Genomic DNA, 20,806 nt, shown 5'->3' with positions numbered 1-20,806 from the left:
GTTTCATCCTTTCATGACTCTAAATTCCCAGCAAATGTTTCGGATTCTGCACAATCATTCGTTCAATTTGAGGTTCAGAAATGCCGCATTTCAAAAATTCTCCAACAAAGTTGCTCAAAGCTTCGATCGGAGGAATATTATGCGCTTGGCCATAATCTGTCACCATAACACACGACTCGACACCCAGGCGTTTCACACTTTCCGCCATTTCCTCAACGGTAATGTCGTTAAAATCCCCGCTGCAGGCGAGATAACATTTTTCTAGAAGGGCTCCTTTTTTTGCCAATTCTGTCTGTAAATCGAATGGTACACGGGCTATCCCTAAATCTGTGTGCTGAATCAGAATTTTTTCTACTTTGTGCTCCTTGGCCGCATCAACTAACACCATCACTTCTTCCGGATTCAGATGACCTGTTGCCAGAATGATATTGGACTCTGCAATCAATTCGAGAATTTCATGGACCTGAGGCAATATCCTTCTGTTTTCATCCCAAATTTCCAGACCCTGTTCAGGATGCAATAATGGACGTTGAGTGTTGAAGAAGCGTGTTTTCTTTTGACCAAAGTGGCAGCAATGCTCTTTTGATGAAAAGGTTGGCATCCAAATGATTTTGGCGCCCAGACGAATAGCAGCATCGACTGCTGCTGGTGACAACCCCCCGGTAAAAAAGTTGCAAACCAATCCCCCGTATATATGCAAATGAGGTTCTTTGGCTCGAAGAAGCGTGGCTCGATCTACAGTTTGTGCTTCGTGAGCTTTCAGAACCACCCCCGCCATGCCGGCGGCTTTTACATCTTCTATTAACTCCCAATCTGTTTGCTTTCGTGGAAAAAGACTCGGATAGCTATGGCAATGCAATTCAATGGCACCTTTTAACAGCGGATGAAACGATGACATATCTGGATCTCCTCTCAAAAACACTATTTCAAATTTTTTACGCAAAGATTGTGCCAAGTCGGTGAACAGAGAATGCACCTAGCCATTGGTTCGCTAAACCAAACGAGCAAGGTGCATTTTTTCGTTGAGAACTGCTTACACACAAGCTTTTTCAGGTTTGGCCAAGGCTGCTGTACCTAAATAATCCCCAAAGAATTCCTGAAGTTTGCCAACCAGTTCTTGAAAAACAGGATGTTCGTGATACATAAAGTCATTGTGTTTGCCATCAATCAGATAAAACTGTTTAGGTTCCCGTGCAGACTCATATAAGGACACAGATTCATCCAACGGATGCAACAAATTGTCTTTTCCATGAGCTACAAAAAGAGGCGTTGGTGAGATGTCAGCGACTGCTTTCTCCGCATTCATCCCAATAATGGATTCTGTGAATTGCAAAGCAGTCTGCTTACCAAAGGGTGAAAGAGGCGCTAATTCTTTATTCACGTAATCTTCAGTAGCAGGGTCTAGGGGATAATGAATAAATGGGTCCGCTAATAATGATTGCCCGGTCGTAACACGTCGAATCCGGTCTTCTTCAATTGTTTTCAGTATGTTGTTCCAGTCAACATACGAATGAATTGATTTTAGCCATCTCTCTCCATTGAAAAATCCATTTAAAGCTGCCACAGCTTTCACGCGTTTGTCGGCTGCAGCTGCTCGCACAACATTGGATGCTCCCATTCCCCAACCGATAAGTCCGATTCGCTCGGGGTCTACTTCCTCTTGGATTTTCAGGAAAGTAATGGCATTCTTAATATCCTCTACTTGTTCCTCCAGAATCACTCTGCCCTTAGGTCCTTCACTATTCGCAAATCCCCGATAATCAAATCCCAAGCACACATAACCGGCTTCTGTTAGATTTCGGGCAAAAAGACGCGGATAAAATTCATTGAACCCATTATATCCTGAATTTGGAATAATCGCCGGCCTTTTTTCCCCAGGTTGATAATCATCAGGCAGGTATAAAGTACCGTCCAATTTGTACCCTTCACTATAAAAACTGATCTGACGCTCTTGCATGTGTTCCGCCTCCTAAAAATATGGAAATTGAAAAGACACAGGGATGTTTCAGTCTGATGAAAGCATTGCTGTCAGTTCTCTTATATCATTTAACTCCTCTATACAATCCAGTAGCTCAAGTAATTCTTCGCTTTTTCTTTTTCCTACTATTGGTTTTGTTAGCCAAATAAACTTATCTCTCTTCTCTGCTTTTGTTAAGGGATAATCAAAATCACCTCTCGCTTGCATGACGGGGGAAAGATAATGGCCGCCGTAAGATGTATAGATTTCTATCTGACTTAGTGCCTTTTCTGGAAATTTCCCGTCGAATTGGGGATTTATCAGGGTTTCTATTTTATCCATAATATTCAAGATCTCTTTGTTTTCTATCTCCTCTAGTACTTGTTTTGGCCCCACTTCACCAAAAACAAGATAAGCGGCTGCAGGAAAAGAAAGGTTGTACTGAGCTTCTTCCGTATTCCTGGGGTACCGATGGGACAATCTCGCGGACTCACTAAATGTGTGAATCACGATTTTTTCAACAGAGGTATACGAGATACTGTGCTGCTCCGTAATATACCTTATCGCTTCTATTGCACTCTGTGCCCACCGACAACAAGAATGAGGTTTAAAGTAGAGATGCTGGATTCGGTAATACCTTCCTAATTCATTGGTCAATTCTTCTGCTAGTTCACTTGAAAACAATGAAGGAATACCCGTAAATCCATCTTTCGCCAGATATGCAGAGCTAATGCCTGTCATGCTTCCCCATCCAATACCGTCTTTCACCATAGAAGGATGGTCGATGCACCTCATCATGGGTGAGTAAGTTGAATGATACTCTGCTATCCCCAAGGCATGCTCCAGCGAGGAGGCAGATAATCCAATAATTCTTGAAACACCTGCAGCAGCTCCAAGTGCCCCCCAAGAACCGGTACAATGGTATTCCGGCCGTAGTTCATGGGCCAGAATTCCCGCTCTTATCCCTACCTCATATCCTATAAGAAGTGAAGTCAAAAATTCCTCTCCGGTCACTCCGTACTCTTCCGCTGCAGCAAGTACGGCTGGGAAAATAACAGCACCAGGATGCCCTTTTACCAATCGATGCCCATCATCAATGTCCAACGCATTCGCCATAGTAGCGTTAACAAGGGTAGCTCCTGTTGGTTTCAGTTTTTCAGATGCCCGAAAAACCGTACTGCTTCCCCTGCCCCATTGGTGCGAAGCAAAGTTCTTAACAATCTTGCCTGCTTCGGTTTGGGAACCTGCGATTGTACTGGCAACAATATCGATTAGAGCTTCTTTTACAGAGTGGATTGCATCCGGATTGCATGTACCCAGTGACTCAGTCTCGACGTATGATAGCAATTTTTCTATCTTTGCCGCCATGTTCATCTCCGTCCTATTTGATCAATTTCTGGGAAACAAGCCACTCTCTGGCAACTTCCGCGACATCTTTGTGTTCTACATCCACTGAGTGATTTAACTTCATCATGGTTTCTGTGCTTAAACGGGTTGCTACATCATTGAGAAGGTCAGACAACTCTTTGTTCTTGTCCAAAACTTCTTTTCTAACGACCGGTGCTGCGTTATAAGCAGGGAAGAAAAGTTTATCGTCTTGTAATGTGACTAACTTGAATCCTTTAATCCGTCCATCAGTGGCAAATCCTACAGATACATCAATCTGCCCGTCTTTCAATGCATTGTACAGTAATCCGGTGTCCATTTTTACAACATTCTTCGGCGGAAACTGGAACCCATACTTTTTCTCCAATCCTTTAATACCATCTTCTCGCGCATAAAATTCGGCATTAGAGGCAAATTTGATCTTATCTGTATTTTTCTTTACATAATCTGCAAGATCAGAAATCGTCTTGATGCCCAGTTCATTCGCCTGTTGTTCCCGCATCATGATAGCGTAAGTGTTGTTAAAATCAGCCTTATTCAACCAGACCAAGTTCTTTTCTTTGTCTTTTTCTTTTACCTTTTGATAGGCAACGTCAGGGTTTGTTTCAACAGGTTGTTTGTTATAAATCACTAATGACGTGCCTGTGTATTCCCAGTAGAGATCGATTTGTCCGTTTTCTAACGCTTGACGTACAACCGTACTTCCCATGTTGCTTGCTTCTTTAACGTCGTATCCTTTCTCTTTCAAGTAAATAGAGGTGATTTTCGATAGAATATGCTGCTCGGTAAAATCTTTTCCTCCAACAGTGACCTTTCCCTTGCTGTCAGTTCCAGATAGAGCATTCGGTTGGGTTGTGGTCTCCGGTTTGGATGCGCCACAAGCCGCAAGCAGCATCATAGACAGTGAGAGCATCAAAATTTTGATCCCAATTTTTTTGATATTCATTTGCATCGTGAGTCCCCCCAATTGTTAAAGTGTTTCCAAATTACGTTGTACCCCTCTGGGGATTATGATTTTTTCGAATTTTCCTAATAGAAAATCAATTATAACTGCCAAAAGGGTAACGGGTAAAGCTCCCGACAACATAATGCCTGTGTCGTATAAAGATATACCGGTAAAGATCAAGTCTCCAAGACCACCTCCTCCAATCAGGAATGCAAGAGCTGCTGTGCCCACATTGATTACGATTGAAGTTCGAATACCTGCCAGAATGGCATATAACGAATTCGGAAGTTCCAGTTTCCAAAGGACTTGGTACTGCGTCATACCCATTCCTTTTCCGGCATCAAGAATGGATCTGTTAACACTTTCAATTCCGGCCACTGTATTTCGTAATATGGGTAGTAACGAGTAGATCCAGAGAGCAAAAACAGCTGTCATATATCCAATTCCCAAATAACTCATAACAAGCGCCAAAACGGCAAGACTGGGAACTGTCTGACCAATATTCGCAAAATTAATAACAATCCAATCATATTTCTTGAATCTTGGTCTCGTTATAAAAATTCCTAATGGAACAGCAATAGCTACAGCCAACAAGGAAGATAACCCAACCAATTTCAAATGCTGTTGCAATAAATAGATCAAATCATCGGGATGATCCATAATAAACTGAAATGTTCCCGAAACATAAGCCCAGGCAAAAAGAGCACCAATGACAAGAGTCAGTCCTACTCGAATTGTCAATTCCAGTCTCTTTCCTTGCACTAAAATCCCCCCTTAATTTACGATTGATTTCAGTTCCGCGGGATGAATACCTGTAAAGATTTCAAAATCAGAAAGACTCAACAATCCAATTGGACGCTCTTTTTCATCCACAACCCAAACATCACTCGTTGGTGAGGATAGAATCACTGAGAGGGCTGTTCTAAGGTCTGTATTTACCTGCACAATAAAATTATGAAACTCTTTCCTAACTCCTATCCCTTTCTTGAAATGCTCAATTCTGCCTATTAAATCTCTTACAGAAAATAGTGTCAGCCTTTTTAATGCCCTGTCGCTTCCTACAAAGTCTCTGACAAATTCATTTTGGGGGTTCGATAAAATTTCATCAGGTGTTCCATGCTGCATTAATTGGCCAGACTTGAATATGGCAATCGTATCGCCCAGTCGAATGGCTTCGTCAATGTCATGACTCACAAATAGAATGGTCTTTTTCACGTTTTGTTGAATACGTAAGAACTCATTTTGAATATGTTCACGAATCATTGGGTCCAGTGCACCAAATGGTTCATCCATAAGCATAACCGGTGGATCTGCTGCTAACGCTCTCGCTACACCAATCCGTTGTTGTTGTCCGCCGGACAACTCCCATGGGTATCTTTTGCGATACTCATCTGGGTTAAGTCCAACCATTTCCATCAATTCACTGTATCGTTTTTTTGTTTTTACTCTGTCCCAACCCAGCATGTTCGGAACAACACTGATGTTTTCTTCAATCGTCATGTTCGGAAACAGTCCGACTTGCTGAATCACATATCCGATTGACCGTCTCAGTTCAATTGGATTCATCGTATTGATATCCTTTCCGTCAACGTGAATGGATCCACCGCTTATGGGGATTAAACGATTAACCATCCGAAGAAGCGTTGTTTTTCCGCAACCTGAAGGACCAAGAAACACACAGATTTGCCCTTTTTCAACATGAAGATTAATATTGTCTACCGCTTTCACTTGTTTGTTACCGCTTTCATATACTTTCGACACATTTTTAAACTCGATCATAATGGATCACCCCTTTTGTTAGGTTCTAGCTACCTTCGATACTTTGGCTCCCTCGGGGGAAAGTCTTTTTTGAATTTGACCCAATAGAAAATCTGAGGCAATAGCCAATATGGATACAGCAACCGCTCCCACTTGCACCATTGTTTCGTAACTTGTGGAAATTCCCCTTGCAATGTAAACCCCCAGACCACCTGCACCTATATACGCGGCAATTGCTCCGATTCCGATCGTCAAGACAACAGCCATTCGGATGCCTGCCATGATAATCGGTAACGCAAGAGGAATTTCCACTTTGTATAAACGTTCCCATATGGTCATCCCCATACCAATCGCGGCGTCTCGGATATTTGGGTCTACATTTTTAATAGCGACATAAGTGTTTCGGATAATCGGCAATTGGGAATAAAGGATCAAGGCAAGAAATGCCGGTAAAAAACCAATTCCTTGATTGATAATTGACAGGATCGGAATCATGATTCCAAACAGCGCAATACTCGGTATGGTCATAATAATCCCCGCTACCGCCAATACAAGATTGGCAAGTGTTTCTTTTTGTGTGATATAAATCCCAAAAGGTACCCCAAATAAAATGGCAACACCAACAGCCAGGCCTACTAATTGAATATGTGCCAAAGTCATGTGAAGAAGTTCATTCCAGTTGGAATTGATGAACTCTATAATTGCCAAGATAAGCCCCCCTTAAGTTTTTTGAAAAGCTTGATCAATTTCACATCGACAATTTCCTTGCTTAAAAGTAACAGCAAGATCCGTGCCAACCGCTCGCAACAATAAATCGCCGAAAATTTCATCCAAATGCATCTACAGGAGTAAAAAAATTAGACAGAAATGTAAAAATTTTTTTACAAACAATGAGGGAATCAAGGATGCATGGATTTCACTTGTCGATCACTTGGGCATAGAGGAGTATCCCGAAAATCCGATTAAAGAGAACAAACCTCCAGAATGATTTGCTTCCGGAGGTTGTTGTATTTATTGCTGGTTTTTTTTTAATTTTTAATTGTTTGATCGGTTCATCTCGACTATGATTTATGGTAGAGGGAAGGTGAATCTATGATCTTTCTAACTGTTATCCTACCTGTTCTGCTAATCTTCCTTAGCGGGTATGTTCTCCAACGCTCTTTCAAACTGGATCTGAAACCCATATCAACTTTGGCTATCTATGTATTGTCTCCCGCACTTGTCTTTCAGACATTCTATACAACGCCATTAGATATACGACTGTTCTATATCGTCGCAATCTCGTTATTATTACTGATTAGTTTGATTATCGTTACTTTGCTAACAGCAAAATTGTTAAACTACGATAACAAACAGTCGAGTGCTCTTCTCTTGTCAACAGCCTTCATGAACAGCGGAAATTACGGAGCGCCTATCATCCTGTTCGCCTATGGTGCAACAGGGTTTCAATATGCAGTTTCGATGATGGTGTTCCATTCGATCATCATGAGTGTCTTTGGTGTTTATTTCGCTTCAAGGGGACAAAATGGAGCGGGAATAGCCATCAAGACGGTCTTTAAAATGCCATCCAATTACGCGGTGGTTCTAGCTGTGCTTTTCCAACATTTCCACGTTCAAATACCCGATACCTTCAACGAGGCGATCGATCTGGTGGGCAAAGCTGCAATACCAACAGTTATGCTGGTACTGGGAATGCAGTTGGCCAACGTGACTTCCAAATCTCTTGAATGGCCAGGCATTTGTTTGGCGAGCATCATTCGCCTGATCGCCTCCCCCATTCTAGCTTATGGCATCTGTCTGTTTTTCCCGATTGACCCTTTACTGGAAAAAGTAATTGTGATCCTGGCTGCAATGCCGTCTGCTGCCACAACAACCATGTATGCGATTCAGTTCAATACAAGGCCGCAGTTTGTATCAAGCAATACGCTGGTTACAACGGTGCTTAGTTTCGGGACTCTTACTCTCTTGCTCAACATCATGAAGTGAGAGTCCAACCGGGCTGAGCCGAAAGCTTAACATCTCGTTCCTCAACCTGCAATAGAATAGATAATAGGACGAATATTACGCAGAGGGGACATTTTATGGATCGAAAAGCGGTTCGCGGTTGGGTGATGTATGATTGGGCAAATTCGGCCTTTGTTACCACGATGATCGCTGCGGTGATGCCGATTTTTTACTCGGATGTGGCTGGAAAAACGTTGGATAAGACAACGGCAACATCCTACTGGAGTTTCACCCAATCCATTGCGATGTTTCTTGTTGCGGTCATGGCTCCTTTCCTGGGAGCGATTGCCGACATGTCAGGTGCAAAGATCCGTTTCCTTCGTTTCTTTGCCTATCTGGGGATGCTCGCCTCGATTTTGATGGTATTTGTCGGAGAAGGCGACTACATTCTTGCATCCGTGTTGATGATCGTGGGCATGGTCGGTTTTACCGGAGGAAACGTTTTCTACGATGCTATTCTTCCCGATTTGGTTCCACAGGAAAAAAGGGATTTTATCTCGGCCAAAGGGTATGCGTTCGGATATCTGGGAGGGGGAATTCTGCTCGCCCTGAACTTGGCCATGATTATGCAGCCGCAGTGGTTTTTTCTTCCAGACGGAAAAACAGCCACATACGTAACCTTCGCAAGTGTCGGCATTTGGTGGTTTGTATTCTCAACGCCTCTGTTTCGTAATGTAAAAGCTCGTCCCGTTACGACCGGCCTAACGGCATCCGACTACACGAAGACAGGCTTTCGACGGATTCGGAATACGATAAAAGAAGCCCTGAAATACCCTGAGTTGATGAAGTTCTTAATCGCTTTCTGGTTTTTCAACGACGCTATCAACACGATTATTGTCATGGCAGCGATTTACGGCCGCGAAATCGGGATTGAAACAACGGATTTGATTGCCGCGCTTCTCATCACCCAATTCGTAGGGATTCCCTTTACTCTGTTGTTTGGTAAGATAGCGGAACGACTGGGTTCAAAATCTTCTCTTTACATCTCTCTTTTGATCTATGTGACCATTACGGTACTCGGATTTTTTATGCAAAACAGCTTGCACTTTTATCTGTTGGCTGTGATGGTCGGATTGGTTCAGGGAGGGAGTCAAGCTGTGGCTCGTTCCATTTACAGCAGTCTTGTACCGCCGAGCCGGACAGCCGAATTTTTCGGCTTCCTCAGTTTATCGAGCAAATTTGCATCTGTCTTGGGGCCGCTTGTGTTCGGGCTGGTCGGGATTTTCACCGAATCAAGCCGTTGGTCTATTCTTTCTCTCATTCTGTTCTTTGCAATCGGGATTGCGATGCTCACCCAGGTGGATCTTGTTAAAGGCCGACAAGAAGCGCTCAGGTAAGAGGGGCATGATTTTTAGATTATCGGTTTGGCGTATCGCAGCTCCAAACGGTTGCTGCAGGGTTTTCCGGTGTCATAGGAGACATTGCCTATTTTTTCAATTAAACCGGAATCATGATTGACGCCTGCGTCTGACTCTCCGGACACCGTAAGAAAGGAAATTGTCTCCCTTATTACGGCCTCTCCGTCGGAGAGAGCTTTTTCCCACAGATCCCAAAAACTTTCTGTAGAAGTCTCTTCGAGAATTCCCGGGTGGTTCCACATTTCGTGTGCTTCGTTCAGATAGTCCCGATTGGAGTTCTTTCGCTTATACACGAGCGGCTCGATTCTGCCGAATGTAAGCAATCGCTTGAGGCCGGTCGGATCATGAAAAAATCGTTGTGCACGTACCATGTCCCGATAAGCGTCGTTCCAATCCTTGGCCTCGATCCGACTCGCCAGTTCCGGAAAATACTTTCCTGCTATCCGTTGAAACATATTCACGATGTCAGGAGGCAAATGATTCCCGACATCGAACTGCTTCCAAACCGGGGTTTTCCAGGTCTCAATACCCAAGAACTTCTTGGCTGTTAAGGTATCCAGGATGACTTCGAATCGTTGATGATTCCACTTCACATAGCCGGATTTATAATGGATATACGGATGCATATTGCGGTCAAGCACATGATGGGTGAGAAATCCCAGTACGTAAATTACGGCCGCATCGGGAATCGGCCGCCCCTGCAGATCCCGTACCATCTCGACAAGGAAAGGCCCGCAATGTTCATGGTGAATTGCTTCACCAAGACGGTTTACTCTGCGATCCTTTTTCCAAGGCAGGAAGTTATGATAGAACAAAAAATCGGGCCCCTGGCATCCGAGATGAAACAGATTACTCGTGTCCTTTGTTAGCAGTTCTCTTTGGCCGATATTTCGGAGCAATTCCTGCCCAAAAATCAAATGAGTCCAGATATTCGGCATGTTTCCTTCTCCTCGCGGATTGGATCCGCCACCTGTCTTTATGGTTTTGCCCGTTCCATTTCCTCGATCACAGTCATTCTTTCCAGCAAATTCGAGGTGTGGAATTCCCACTCCAATCCGTCAGGATCAAGAAAATTGACAGTTAATCCAACCCCTCGCAGAACCGGCTCTCTCACTATGGGAACATCATTGTCTCGTAAGTGTTGGACCGCTTTTTCAAAATCTTCGGGAGTGACGGTGAGTGCAATATGGTTGACCCCCATCTGTCCGGATACTTCCTGATCAGACGGCTTTTGGGAACTACAAAACCAGGTCGCACCGGATTCCAGATAAGCATAATCCGGCCCCTTCCGAACAACTGCCATTCGTAAGATCTTGGTATAAAACCGTAAGGATCTTTCCAAATCCTTCACGAAAATCGTAATATGATTTAACCCATGAGTTTGAAACAACCGATTCCCCTCCAGATCCATTCTATGAATCACGATCCAAAAAGAGACAATTCCTGTGAAAGCCGATCCAGAATTTTTGGCTGATCGATGTTCAGCGCTCTAAGACCGCTCAGAACAACTCCGCAAATCGGTTCATACCTCGGAGTCACGATTCGCACGGCAGGACAATTTTGGCGAACGGTTTCAATCAACTGCTCTCGCACCACTCGGCTTTGGCGCAGCACACCGCCTGAAAGAACCATGTCAAATCCGACTTGCCGCAAATGAAGATTTTCGATCACCGCTAGGGCCATTTTTGCCAATTCGCGGCCGGCCTCCTGGAGAATGCTCCGGGCTTTCCAATCACCTTCTTCTCCAAGCTCACTGATAACTGAAGTTAATGCGGCCACTCGATCAATCGAATATTCCGAGCTGTATACCCACGCCATGAGCTCTTCCGGATTCGATAATGACAACTCTTGAAGAACAGAATCTGAAATTTTTGAGATTTTCTCTCTTCCGTCATACGATTGCAGGACATGTACCAGAGCGGCCTTCCCGATCGCATATCCGCTGCCTTCGTCGCCGATCCGGTGCCCCCAGCCGCCTGCCCGGGCCCGTTTTCCATCTCGAGTGATGCCGCATGCAATCGATCCGGTTCCGCATACCACCAGAACTCCGGTTTCACCTCTGACTGCCCCCAACAGAGTCATAATCCCGTCGTTGTCCAGCAATACCTGCTCTGCTAGAATACCTGACTGTTTTAGTGCTTCCCGGACTACAGTTTCCAGAATGGCCCGATCCTGATCCGTGTCCAGACCGGCCATACCAAAAACGGCGGTTTTTACATGCAGAGGATACTGATCCCGTGGAACGAGTGATGACAAGACTGAGAGTAATGCGGTACCCGTACTGTCTGCCCCGATGTTTTGATGGTTGCAAGCGCCTCCCTGCCTATAGCCCAGTACTTTACCCTGTTCATCGCAAATCACCGCTCGGCAGTTCGTTGCCCCCGCGTCAACCGCCAAAACCGGGATGTGTTTCATGCCTGCTCGCCCCATTTCTTTGCTGTCTCATCCAAGTTCCTTAAGGCTTGCTGAATCTTCTCTCCTTGATCGCCCAACCAGGTAACGGTTTTTCTCCAGGCAGTTTGCCGATCCCCGATCATTCTCATGATCTCCGCAGGTGCAGGTCCACCGGGAAGGGATCGAATGGATACGAAATGAACGGGATCAAGCGCTTTTGCAATCATTTCTTCCCTGACTCCCAATGCACCGCCGAGTACGTGAACGGCAGCCTCATCTACCAGTTGAGGTGTGATCTCATTCGCAGCCAGACCTTTTGCCAACGCCAGCCTTACGGTACGGCTCACGATTGAGTGTGACGTCCTGAACGAAAGATTATATTCCCGAACCAACGTGTCGGCCAATTCGGTGATTGTCGCAAAGCTGGCCTTAGCTCGTTTTAAAAGCAATTCTTTGTTAATTTCAGCTGTCCGGATGACAACAGCCAGCAGACGGTACAATTGATCGGCTAAATCCAGGCTCTTCCACAAATAGGGCTGCATATCGTCCTCCGTATCCACAATATCACCAAAAGGAGTATTGTGGAGCATCGTAAGGACCGTCGCCGTATTCCCTACACCGCTTGAACAAAGGGATCGAATATGCTCAAATGACACTGGGTTTCGTTTTTGCGGCATGATAGAACTGATTTGCACGTAGGGATCTGCCACGACAATAGCCCCAAATTCTTGTGTGGACCAGAGAAGGAGATCTTGAACAAACCGCCCCAAACCAAGAAACGATAATTGCAGTGCAGTGGCGATTTCCCCCAGATAATCAGCCCCGCCTATCGCATCGTAAGAGTTTTCAACCAACCCCTCGAACGCCAGCAGTTCCGCCACCCGCTTCCGATCAATCGGGAAACCGGAGGTAGTAAGTGCAGCCGCCCCAAGCGAACTCCGGTTGCAGGTTTGAAAAGCGGCTTGCAATCGAACGACATCCCGCGATAAGGAATCCACCACTGCCATCAGATAGTGGGAAAGTGTTGTCGGTTGTGCCTGTTGTGTGTGGGTATAGCCAAGCATGATTGTATCCGTGTGTTCTTCCGCAACTGACAAAAGTGCCTCTTGTAAAGTTACCAATGACCGGATGGCAGTTAGCAATTTTTCCCGCAATGTCATTCGATACATGGCCACCCCCATGTCATTGCGGCTTCTTGCCAAGTGCAGGTTCCCCGCAATGTCCCCGACAGATTGCAGCAGCAAATGCTCAACCTGGAAGAACAGGTCTTCAAATTCTCCGGTGTAAGAACCGCTGCGGATTGACTCCTTATCCAATTCCACAATTGCCTTCATGATTTTGTTCGCATCCGGCTGCGATACAAGCCGCTGTTCGGCCAACATGATCAGATGGGCAGCATTGATGGCCATCATTGGTTGAAACAAGTGGTGCTTTGCTTCCTCGTAAGCAGGTCTGAGTACAACTTCCGTATAGGTGGCACCCGGAAATTGGTGTCCTTCACGTGCAAAAATCGTATCACGGTCAACCATAGTTCTCTCATCCCTTTTCGAAATTATGGATTTGCCAACCAATCTTGCAGCAGCTTTGACAGATTTTGAGATGCTTCTTCCACAATTCTTTTTCCGGTGTGGAACGAAGTTTCTCCGATTCGCCCCGTATAACCGTCCCAGGCCTTAGGTGAACGCTCCACTACAACATACGGAAGATTGGAAAATGAGGGAGGAGTTTCAAATTCTTCTTCATCGCCCGTCACATTTACCGCCTCCGGGCACAGCGCCTGTACAGCGGATATTTCATAAGGCCCTCCATGGCCACGGCCACTTCCCGTAAAAACTCCCCAGCTGTTCGATGTCTCGGGGGAAACCATCTGCCACCAGTTGACCAGTAAAATACTGCAGGGATCAAACTGACCGGTTACCCATTCCGCTGCTGTCCGGGCAATACCCATGTTGGCATCGTGTGCATTGAGAAGTACGATTCGAGAAAACCCGGAACGACAGATCCCCTGCACAACCTCACACAAATATTCGGTAAAAACCGGTGGAGAAATCGAGATCGTTCCCGGATAGTGCTGGGTCTTCCCCGGACAGGCGGAATAGGGAATCGCCGGATATACAACTGCTTGAAAATTCCCCTGAAGGAGCCTGCTGAAACTCTCAGCTAAAATGAAGTCCGTGCCATATGGAGCATGAGGACCGTGGTATTCGATACTTCCTAGAGGCAGGACCGCAAAATCGGCCGAATCCACCACTTTTTTAAAATCCCGTCCCTGGACGCTTTGGATGTGTATTTCCGAACCCAAGCGAATTCCTCCCTAAGCGGCAACAGCCGCTAAGCAACTTTATTTTTGGGAGGGGAGGGCCCCTCCCCTGATCGTTATTGATGCAGACTGATCATATTGACAAATAAACGGAACGAACCGGGTACCAGACTCGGAATTTGACGGTACCAAGCAAGACTGCTGTACGTATAGGTGCCTTTTCCATAGTTGGCGGTCAGGAATGTACCCGTAAATTCTTTTTCACCAGGATCCCCGTTCGAAATGAGGGCGACATACTCTTTCCCCCATTCAGCCGGGTTGTAGGCTGAACGGTCCTGAACCCAATTAGCCCAGTCTTGCTCAGTAATCTTGTTCGGCGTATTAAAAATGGGATGGTCAGGTGCAAGCATGGTGACTTTTGAGTTTTCATCCGTTACCCGCCACTGAATCAAAGGAGTTCCGATCTTGATCGGATACGGGGCCAACTCCGGTTTCCATTTATCTTCCGGCTTGTGGTATTGCACCACCAGGTTCCCGCCGTTTTTCACATATTCCAGCAAACGGTTGCTGCTTGCCAATAGATCGGGTCGGAATCCATATGCCCGAATCCCAAGCACAATGGTGTTATATTTGGAAAGGTCTCCAAACTGTACTTCATTTGCATCGAGATTGGTTACGTTTACTCCGACTTGACGAAGATATTGATCAATATTGTCAAATCCGCTGGATACGTACCCGACTTTCAATTCGGAGGGGATGCCCAGATCAAACGCCTGAATGTTTAGCACAGACGGTGAAACAAGATAGGTTCGCCCAATATGGGGATACTCTATCACTTGAACTGATTGATTGCTTGTTACCGATCCTCTCACCGCTTTTGCCTTCACCTGGTACTTTCCGTTTGACGTACCGGCCGGAGCCTTCACTGTGAATGAGGCGGACTTTGTTTCCCCCTTCTGGGAGAAGCTCACTGCTGCCTGCTTGGGTTCCACATTCCAGCCTTCAGGTACTTCCAGAGACACGGTGGTTTGGGCAGCACCCGGAGTATAGTTCCGTACACCAACCGTTACCGGAATCGGTTCATCCGATTTTAAAGTGTTGAGAACAGTCGCATTCGGACTCAAGGAGACGGAGAATTCCGGAAGTACGGCAACCGTATTTTTCGGAGACACGGTAACATTCGCCGGTACATCAAATGCGGAATACTCAACTGCTGCGCTCACAACAGGAGCCCGATAGGGATGGAAGCCGTCGGCATTAGCCGGAACAGTTACGTCATATTCGACAATCCCGGTCTGGTTGTAGCCCAGCTGCTTGAAAGAGGTGGCCCCTTTTGCTGCTGCTTGCCATCCGGATGGAAGGTTTAGCTTAACGGATAGATTCTTCAGATCCACCTGACCGCCGTTAAACACCCGTACGGTCACTTTCGCTGTTTGGCCGCGTACCAGTTCACCGGTGTCCGGAATCACTTTTACAACAACCGAATTGCTTTCCGCACTCGCACGATTTAACTGATCCAATTTGGCATTCAAACGGAATAGCAAATCCGCCTTGTCCTGATCACTGAGTGAGGAGGCTTCCACATCCTTGACAGCGGCACGTACATCCTGCAGCATGTGATGAACTTTTTCCGCTACAGTTCTGAATCTGGGATAAGCATTGACAATCTCATCTGCGTCTTTTTGAAGTTGACGGAGATCCTTGGTGACTTTATTGTCCTTGCCTTTTGTTTCAACTTCTTTTGCGAGATCTTCGAATGTAAACGAGATCCCGTCAAACAAAGATCCTTCCTTTGCAGGAACCGGGATAACCGCCTTTTCCAGTTTGTAAAATCCGTCTTGCGGGCCTTCGTGATAGTCACGGCCCATTCCCTGGCTCTTGTGCATAGACCGGGATTCTTCCCCGAGCTGTACATAAGAAGCACCGTAAATTTCATCATAGGTGCCGATCGGTACAGCGGTAGTGAAAGCGTCTTTATTAGCAGGAACATACAATTTTTTAACCTGCCACGGTTTTAATCCTTCCTTCAAATGTTCCGGGAATACATCAGGTTTTGCCGCGTCTTCAAACGCTTTTACAGTCAGTATGTTAATCGCTCTGTGGTGTCCGTGCGTTGAGGGCTCGTTTAAAAAAGCGGGAATCAGCACATCCGGTCGATGCTTGCGAATATTGCGAATCAATCGTTCGTAAGCAACATTTTCATTCCATTTCTGCAGTGTCTCTTCCGGGCTCTTGGAGAAACCGAAGTCGAAGATCGGATCATCGATGTCCTGGCTTAACATCTCTAAGGTGACGTTGGTGATTTTAGAAGCTTCCTGCAATTCTCGAGATCGAATGACTCCCAACGCATTGCCAAGCTCGCTTCCAATTTCGTTTTGCCCTCCTTCGCCCCGGTTTGCAATCACGCTGGAAGTTGCAACCCCCAACCCGAGCGATGAGTACGCAAGAAGCGCACTATGCTCGTCATCCGGGTGGGCCCCAGTGTTCATAAGACTCGCGACCGTAGTAAGTGGTTTAATCGACTTCCATAGATCGACAACTCCGCGTTCCGCTTGAACTTCCCGGGCCGGTAACGGCAGCAAAAAGCTGCCAACCATGCCCAACACCGCAGCCGCTTGAGCTGTTCGAAGAGGCCATTTCCTCTTCCTCATTGTTCAATCCCCCTTTGCAGCTTTCATATATTGCGAACGAGAAGGATCCATCCCCGTCCACGGTGAAACCAGGTTCTTTGCCCAGGATTGTGGAACCCGGATTACTGCCCAATGAACCACCTTACGAAACTGCACTTCCCGCATTATCGCCGGTGACTCTGCGGGTCAAGAACAACACCACAATGATCAAGAAGATTTGAAGCACCCCGTACGCACAAGCTGTCCCGAACTCGAATGAATACATCCGTTGAAAGATTTCAACAGAGATAGGGCGCGTGTTCACTGTAAACAACAAGATCGAAGCGACAAATTCCCCGATCCCTTGCACAAGCGCAAGCAAAGTACCCGCGAGAATTCCGCCAAGCGCCATTGGAAATACCACCCGGCGGAAACTGTACCACCAGGAAGCTCCAAGATTTCGTGCCGCTTCCTCCACGGAGGGGTCCATTTGTGCAAAGGTTGCTGAAGTTGAACGAAACACCAAAGGCAAATGCCGCACAAAATAGGCTAACGGCAAGATCCAGAAAGTGCCTACCAGGACCTGATTGAAACTGAAAACGCTGGGTTGATTGAAAGCAGCGATCAAATTGATCCCCACAACTGTCCCGGGGAGTGCCCAAGGCAGCATAATCATTACATCCATTAACGACTTGCCGCGAAATTTCATACGAGCCATCGCATAGGCTGCCGCCACACCAAAGACGATATTGCCAACCGTTGCGATAAAACTCATCTCAAAACTGTTTCGAATCGGTTCCCATGTCTTCTTGTCGGTAAACAACTTAATATAATGTTCGGCTGTATATTCAGGAGGCAACATCTGAGTGGTCCAGGTTGCATCCTTTGAGAACGAAATTAATACCAACACCAGAATCGGGAGTAAGAGAACCGTCACTCCAAGAACCGAGAGAACCATTGCAAAATAACGGCCAACAGGATTATTCACCTCGGTCCGGTGTACACTGACCCCTTTGCTTTGATTCTGATAATTGCGGCGGCCTTGATACCATCGCATGAGAAAAAGAAACGCAATCGATACGATTGATAGAATCGTAGACTGTCCAGCCGCCATATCCAAATTGCCATTCGTGCGGGATAAGTAAATTTGCATCGTCATGGTTCTTTCGATCCCGAAAATTAACGGTGCGGTGTACGATGCCATTGAAATCATAAACACCAGCAGCGATGACGCAATGATTGCCGGCGTCAGCATGGGAATGATGATTTTTCTCCATATCTGCCAACGGTTGGCTCCCAAGTTGGAAGCCGCTTCTTCCAGTGATGGGTCAAGCCCTGCAATGGCGGCGGAAGCCGTCATGTAAAAATAGGTGTACATGGTGAACGTATGTACCGCCAGAACGCCGGGGACTCCTTTTAAAGAGAACGGAACCTCTTGCAAGCCAAACAGCTCTTTTAGGGCACGGGGAATAATACCGCTTTCCCCGTACAGAAACATAAAGGACAGCACACCAATCAATGGAGGAAGCGCCATTGGGACCATTGCCAGAACGGACAGAATTTTCCGGCCAGGGAACTCATAACGGGCCAAGAGAAAAGCCATGGCGACTCCCACAATTCCACATGTAATGACACTCAGAATCGAGATATAAATACTTGTGAACAAGGCCTCTAGATTGGCGGTGTGAGCTAAATCAAAAAACTTTGCATAGTTTTTGAAAGTAATCTGATCCCCTGCTCTCAGACTGTCAACAAAAGTCTGCAGCAGCGGATAGACGACGTAACCGAGAAGAACGAGAAATAAAGGCGATATCAAAACATAGACGAACCACGGAGCTGACGTGATGACGGTCCAGCGGCTGACAGAAGGTTGAGACGAAGGTAAGGATGGCTGCATATTGTCTCCCTCCTAGTCGACAACGAAAATGGAATCTTTTGCTACCGCAAGCGAGATTTTTTCGCCCCGAGAACGAATATCCGTGCCTGTGTTAATAAACATGGCACGCAGCGAATGATCCCCCGACTGAACCAGATAGTTGACACTCACACCCGTAAATTCGGAAAGTATCACAGTGCCTTGGATGACATTTTCTTTCTGTCCCACCCCGTCATGAAACGCCTCCGGGCGAATCGAAAGCACAACCTTTTCTCCCAGAGCCAAATTCACATGCGGATTGACATTCGACTTTAACCCGACAAGCCGCAGTTCCCCTCCTACGCGAACCGTGATTTCCTGATCACTGACCTCTTCCACCACACCTTCCAGCAGGTTGGTTTCCCCAATAAAAGAGGCGACAAACCGGTTAGCAGGCCGGTTATAAATTTCAATTGGCGTGCCGATCTGTTGAATCCGACCGCCTTCCATCACCATGATGCGATCTGACATCGCCATTGCTTCCGCTTGATCGTGCGTCACGTAGATCGTCGTAATTCCAAGTTCCAATTGCAGTCTTTTAATTTCCGAGCGCGTTTCCTCCCGGAGTTTGGCGTCCAAGTTCGACAATGGCTCATCCAACAGCAAAATGCCGGGTTCGATCACCAGAGCTCTAGCCAACGCAACACGCTGCTGTTGTCCGCCCGACAGTTGATCAATTCTTCTGGATCCCATCCCGGGCAGACGTACCTGCTCCAAAGCCCTTTCCACCCGTTTTTGAATCTCCGGTTTGGACAATTTCCGCACCTTTAATCCAAACGCCACATTTTCGAACACCGTCATATGAGGAAACAAGGCATAGTTTTGGAAAACCATCCCGGTGTTTCGTTTGTTAGGAGGAACAAACGTCATATCCTGCTCGCCGAACAGGATTCGTCCCGAACTCGGATAGTAAAAGCCTGCAATCATGCGAAGCGTTGTCGTTTTCCCGCAACCGCTCGGTCCGAGAAAGGTAAAAAACTCACCAGGTTGAATCCGGATATTGACATTGTCTACACCGATCACTTGGTCAAACTTCTTGCTCACTTCTTTCAGCGTAACGGCGATCATAAAATCCTCCCCCGAAGTTTACAAGGAGGCGGGGCCGAGCCCCGCCGCATTATTTGGCACCCTTGCCCTTGATGTTTTCGTCCCAGTACTGCATCCACTCTTTTTCCTTCTCGGCCATGACCTGCCAGTCAATCGGCAACGGCTTCAATTCAATGTTTTTGAACCAGGCCGGCATTTTGTCTTTGCTGATATCTGTACGGGTAGGGATTTGGAACAAATTTTCCGCCAATTCGACTCGGAGTTTTTCGTCGAACAGGAACTCATAGAACTTCATTGCAGCATCCTTATGCTTGGCTCCTTTTACGACACCAACGCCGTCTACCAGAATCGGAATCCCACTGGAAGGAATCGCAAAGTCAAAAGGCTGCTTCTGTTTTTCTTTTTGAATCAGAATATCCTGGAGATTCCAAAGTGAAAGCGTACCTTCCTGACGGGCAAGCTTTAAGTACAGATTGGTCGGATCTTGAGCGTACTCTTTCGTGTTGGCATCCAGCTTTTTGAGCCACTCGTATCCTTTCGTGGGATCTTTCGGGTCCTGGCGGTAAATCATTGAAGAATAAATCGTTCGCATCGTACCGGAAGCAAGAACTCCGCGGATAATGATTTTGCCTTTATACTTGGAATCGAGAAGTTCGTCCCAATCTTTCGGCACATCTTCCTTCTTCAACGCCTGGGAATTGTACATAATCACTTCCGGCAGGAGCATCTCCCCATACCAGCGGTCTTGCGCATCTTTATATTGGGCTGGAACCTTATCCGCAAAGGACGGTTTTACGGATTCCAGAAGCCCTTCATTCGCGGCAGTGATTAATGCTGCTTGTGTGCCGCCCCACCAGAAATCGGCCTGAGGATTTGCTTTTTCTCCGCGCACGCGTTCCAGAATCTGCTGAGCCCCCATTGTCATAACCTGAACGTCAATGTCGGGATGTTTTTCCTTAAACTTTGGAATCACTGCATCGACAACGTTTTTGTCTCGGGCGGTATAGATCACAAGCTTCTTCTCTTCCGCTCCGCCGCCTCCGTTCCCACCCGAATTCCCATTCGTTCCGCTGCTGTCTCCGCACGCCGAAAGCGAAAGCGCAAGTGCTCCGGTCATAATGCCCATCATCCATTTTTTCATTCCGCTTGTCACACATTTCATCCCCTTTCTT

At 46.5% G+C, this 20,806-nt stretch carries 18 protein-coding genes; 2 read left to right on the top strand and 16 right to left on the bottom strand.

Translation table 11 applies throughout. The annotated features are described in order from the left end of the window. Nucleotides 1-19: 19 nt before the first annotated feature. The 7 genes from ACFO8Q_RS02385 to ACFO8Q_RS02355 all read right to left on the bottom strand — a co-directional run bounded on the left by ACFO8Q_RS02385 (nt 20) and on the right by ACFO8Q_RS02355 (nt 6,755). Complete coding sequence (locus ACFO8Q_RS02385) at nt 20-943, bottom strand: DUF6282 family protein (RefSeq protein ID WP_380024047.1); 924 nt, start codon at nt 941-943, stop codon at nt 20-22. A 90-nt stretch (nt 944-1,033) separates the two neighbouring features. Continuing rightward, a complete protein-coding gene (locus ACFO8Q_RS02380) occupies nt 1,034-1,957 on the bottom strand; it encodes an alpha/beta hydrolase (protein WP_380024045.1) in 924 nt (307 codons plus the stop codon). 48 nt (nt 1,958-2,005) lie between these two features. Further along, entirely contained in the window at nt 2,006-3,325 is a 1,320-nt protein-coding gene (locus ACFO8Q_RS02375) for an MmgE/PrpD family protein (RefSeq protein ID WP_380024044.1), read from the bottom strand. A gap of 13 nt (nt 3,326-3,338) precedes the next feature. Beyond that, nucleotides 3,339-4,289, bottom strand: a complete 951-nt coding sequence (locus ACFO8Q_RS02370) for a glycine betaine ABC transporter substrate-binding protein (protein ID WP_380024043.1) — start codon at nt 4,287-4,289, stop codon at nt 3,339-3,341. Between the two features lie 24 nt (nt 4,290-4,313). Continuing rightward, nucleotides 4,314-5,051, bottom strand: a complete 738-nt coding sequence (locus ACFO8Q_RS02365; RefSeq protein WP_380024041.1) for an ABC transporter permease — start codon at nt 5,049-5,051, stop codon at nt 4,314-4,316. Nucleotides 5,052-5,063: 12 nt separating this feature from the next. Next, a complete protein-coding gene (locus ACFO8Q_RS02360) occupies nt 5,064-6,068 on the bottom strand; it encodes an ABC transporter ATP-binding protein (protein WP_380024039.1) in 1,005 nt (334 codons plus the stop codon). 18 nt (nt 6,069-6,086) lie between these two features. Continuing rightward, complete coding sequence (locus tag ACFO8Q_RS02355) at nt 6,087-6,755, bottom strand: ABC transporter permease (RefSeq protein WP_465251873.1); 669 nt, start codon at nt 6,753-6,755, stop codon at nt 6,087-6,089. A 384-nt stretch (nt 6,756-7,139) separates the two neighbouring features. On the opposite strand from ACFO8Q_RS02355, the gene ACFO8Q_RS02350 reads away from it, so the two are divergent. Beyond that, nucleotides 7,140-8,033, top strand: a complete 894-nt coding sequence (locus ACFO8Q_RS02350) for an AEC family transporter (RefSeq protein WP_380024038.1) — start codon at nt 7,140-7,142, stop codon at nt 8,031-8,033. A 95-nt stretch (nt 8,034-8,128) separates the two neighbouring features. Further along, entirely contained in the window at nt 8,129-9,388 is a 1,260-nt protein-coding gene (locus ACFO8Q_RS02345) for an MFS transporter (protein WP_380024036.1), read from the top strand. Nucleotides 9,389-9,402: 14 nt separating this feature from the next. On the opposite strand, the gene ACFO8Q_RS02340 is transcribed toward ACFO8Q_RS02345, so the two are convergent. From ACFO8Q_RS02340 to ACFO8Q_RS02300, 9 genes are all read right to left on the bottom strand, one after another. Continuing rightward, entirely contained in the window at nt 9,403-10,347 is a 945-nt protein-coding gene (locus tag ACFO8Q_RS02340; RefSeq protein WP_380024033.1) for a zinc dependent phospholipase C family protein, read from the bottom strand. Between the two features lie 38 nt (nt 10,348-10,385). Then, complete coding sequence (locus tag ACFO8Q_RS02335; RefSeq protein WP_380024031.1) at nt 10,386-10,799, bottom strand: VOC family protein; 414 nt, start codon at nt 10,797-10,799, stop codon at nt 10,386-10,388. Between the two features lie 29 nt (nt 10,800-10,828). Further along, nucleotides 10,829-11,824: an N-acetylglucosamine kinase gene (locus ACFO8Q_RS02330; RefSeq protein ID WP_380024028.1), complete on the bottom strand. Its 996-nt coding sequence runs from the start codon at nt 11,822-11,824 to the stop codon at nt 10,829-10,831. Continuing rightward, the gene (argH, locus tag ACFO8Q_RS02325; RefSeq protein WP_380024027.1) at nt 11,821-13,332 is read right to left on the bottom strand and encodes an argininosuccinate lyase; all 1,512 of its coding nucleotides are present in this window, start codon (nt 13,330-13,332) and stop codon (nt 11,821-11,823) included. The genes ACFO8Q_RS02330 and argH overlap by 4 nt, the downstream gene beginning before the upstream one ends. Before the next feature lie 23 nt (nt 13,333-13,355). Then, the gene (locus ACFO8Q_RS02320; RefSeq protein ID WP_380024026.1) at nt 13,356-14,105 is read right to left on the bottom strand and encodes a creatininase family protein; all 750 of its coding nucleotides are present in this window, start codon (nt 14,103-14,105) and stop codon (nt 13,356-13,358) included. 74 nt (nt 14,106-14,179) lie between these two features. Then, a complete protein-coding gene (locus ACFO8Q_RS02315) occupies nt 14,180-16,714 on the bottom strand; it encodes an NEW3 domain-containing protein (RefSeq protein ID WP_380024023.1) in 2,535 nt (844 codons plus the stop codon). A gap of 121 nt (nt 16,715-16,835) precedes the next feature. Next, nucleotides 16,836-18,569, bottom strand: coding sequence for an ABC transporter permease (locus ACFO8Q_RS02310; RefSeq protein WP_380024021.1), 1,734 nt, complete (start codon nt 18,567-18,569; stop codon nt 16,836-16,838). Between the two features lie 12 nt (nt 18,570-18,581). Then, nucleotides 18,582-19,655: an ABC transporter ATP-binding protein gene (locus ACFO8Q_RS02305; RefSeq protein WP_380024018.1), complete on the bottom strand. Its 1,074-nt coding sequence runs from the start codon at nt 19,653-19,655 to the stop codon at nt 18,582-18,584. A gap of 49 nt (nt 19,656-19,704) precedes the next feature. Next, nucleotides 19,705-20,796 carry an extracellular solute-binding protein gene (locus tag ACFO8Q_RS02300; protein ID WP_380024016.1) on the bottom strand — a complete coding sequence of 364 codons (1,092 nt, stop codon included), beginning with the start codon at nt 20,794-20,796 and terminating at the stop codon, nt 19,705-19,707. Nucleotides 20,797-20,806: the final 10 nt, after the last annotated feature.

This window comes from Effusibacillus consociatus, assembly GCF_042652925.1.
Taxonomy (GTDB): domain Bacteria; phylum Bacillota; class Bacilli; order Tumebacillales; family Effusibacillaceae; genus Effusibacillus; species Effusibacillus consociatus.
This window is presented reverse-complemented; position numbering and strand designations above follow the sequence as displayed.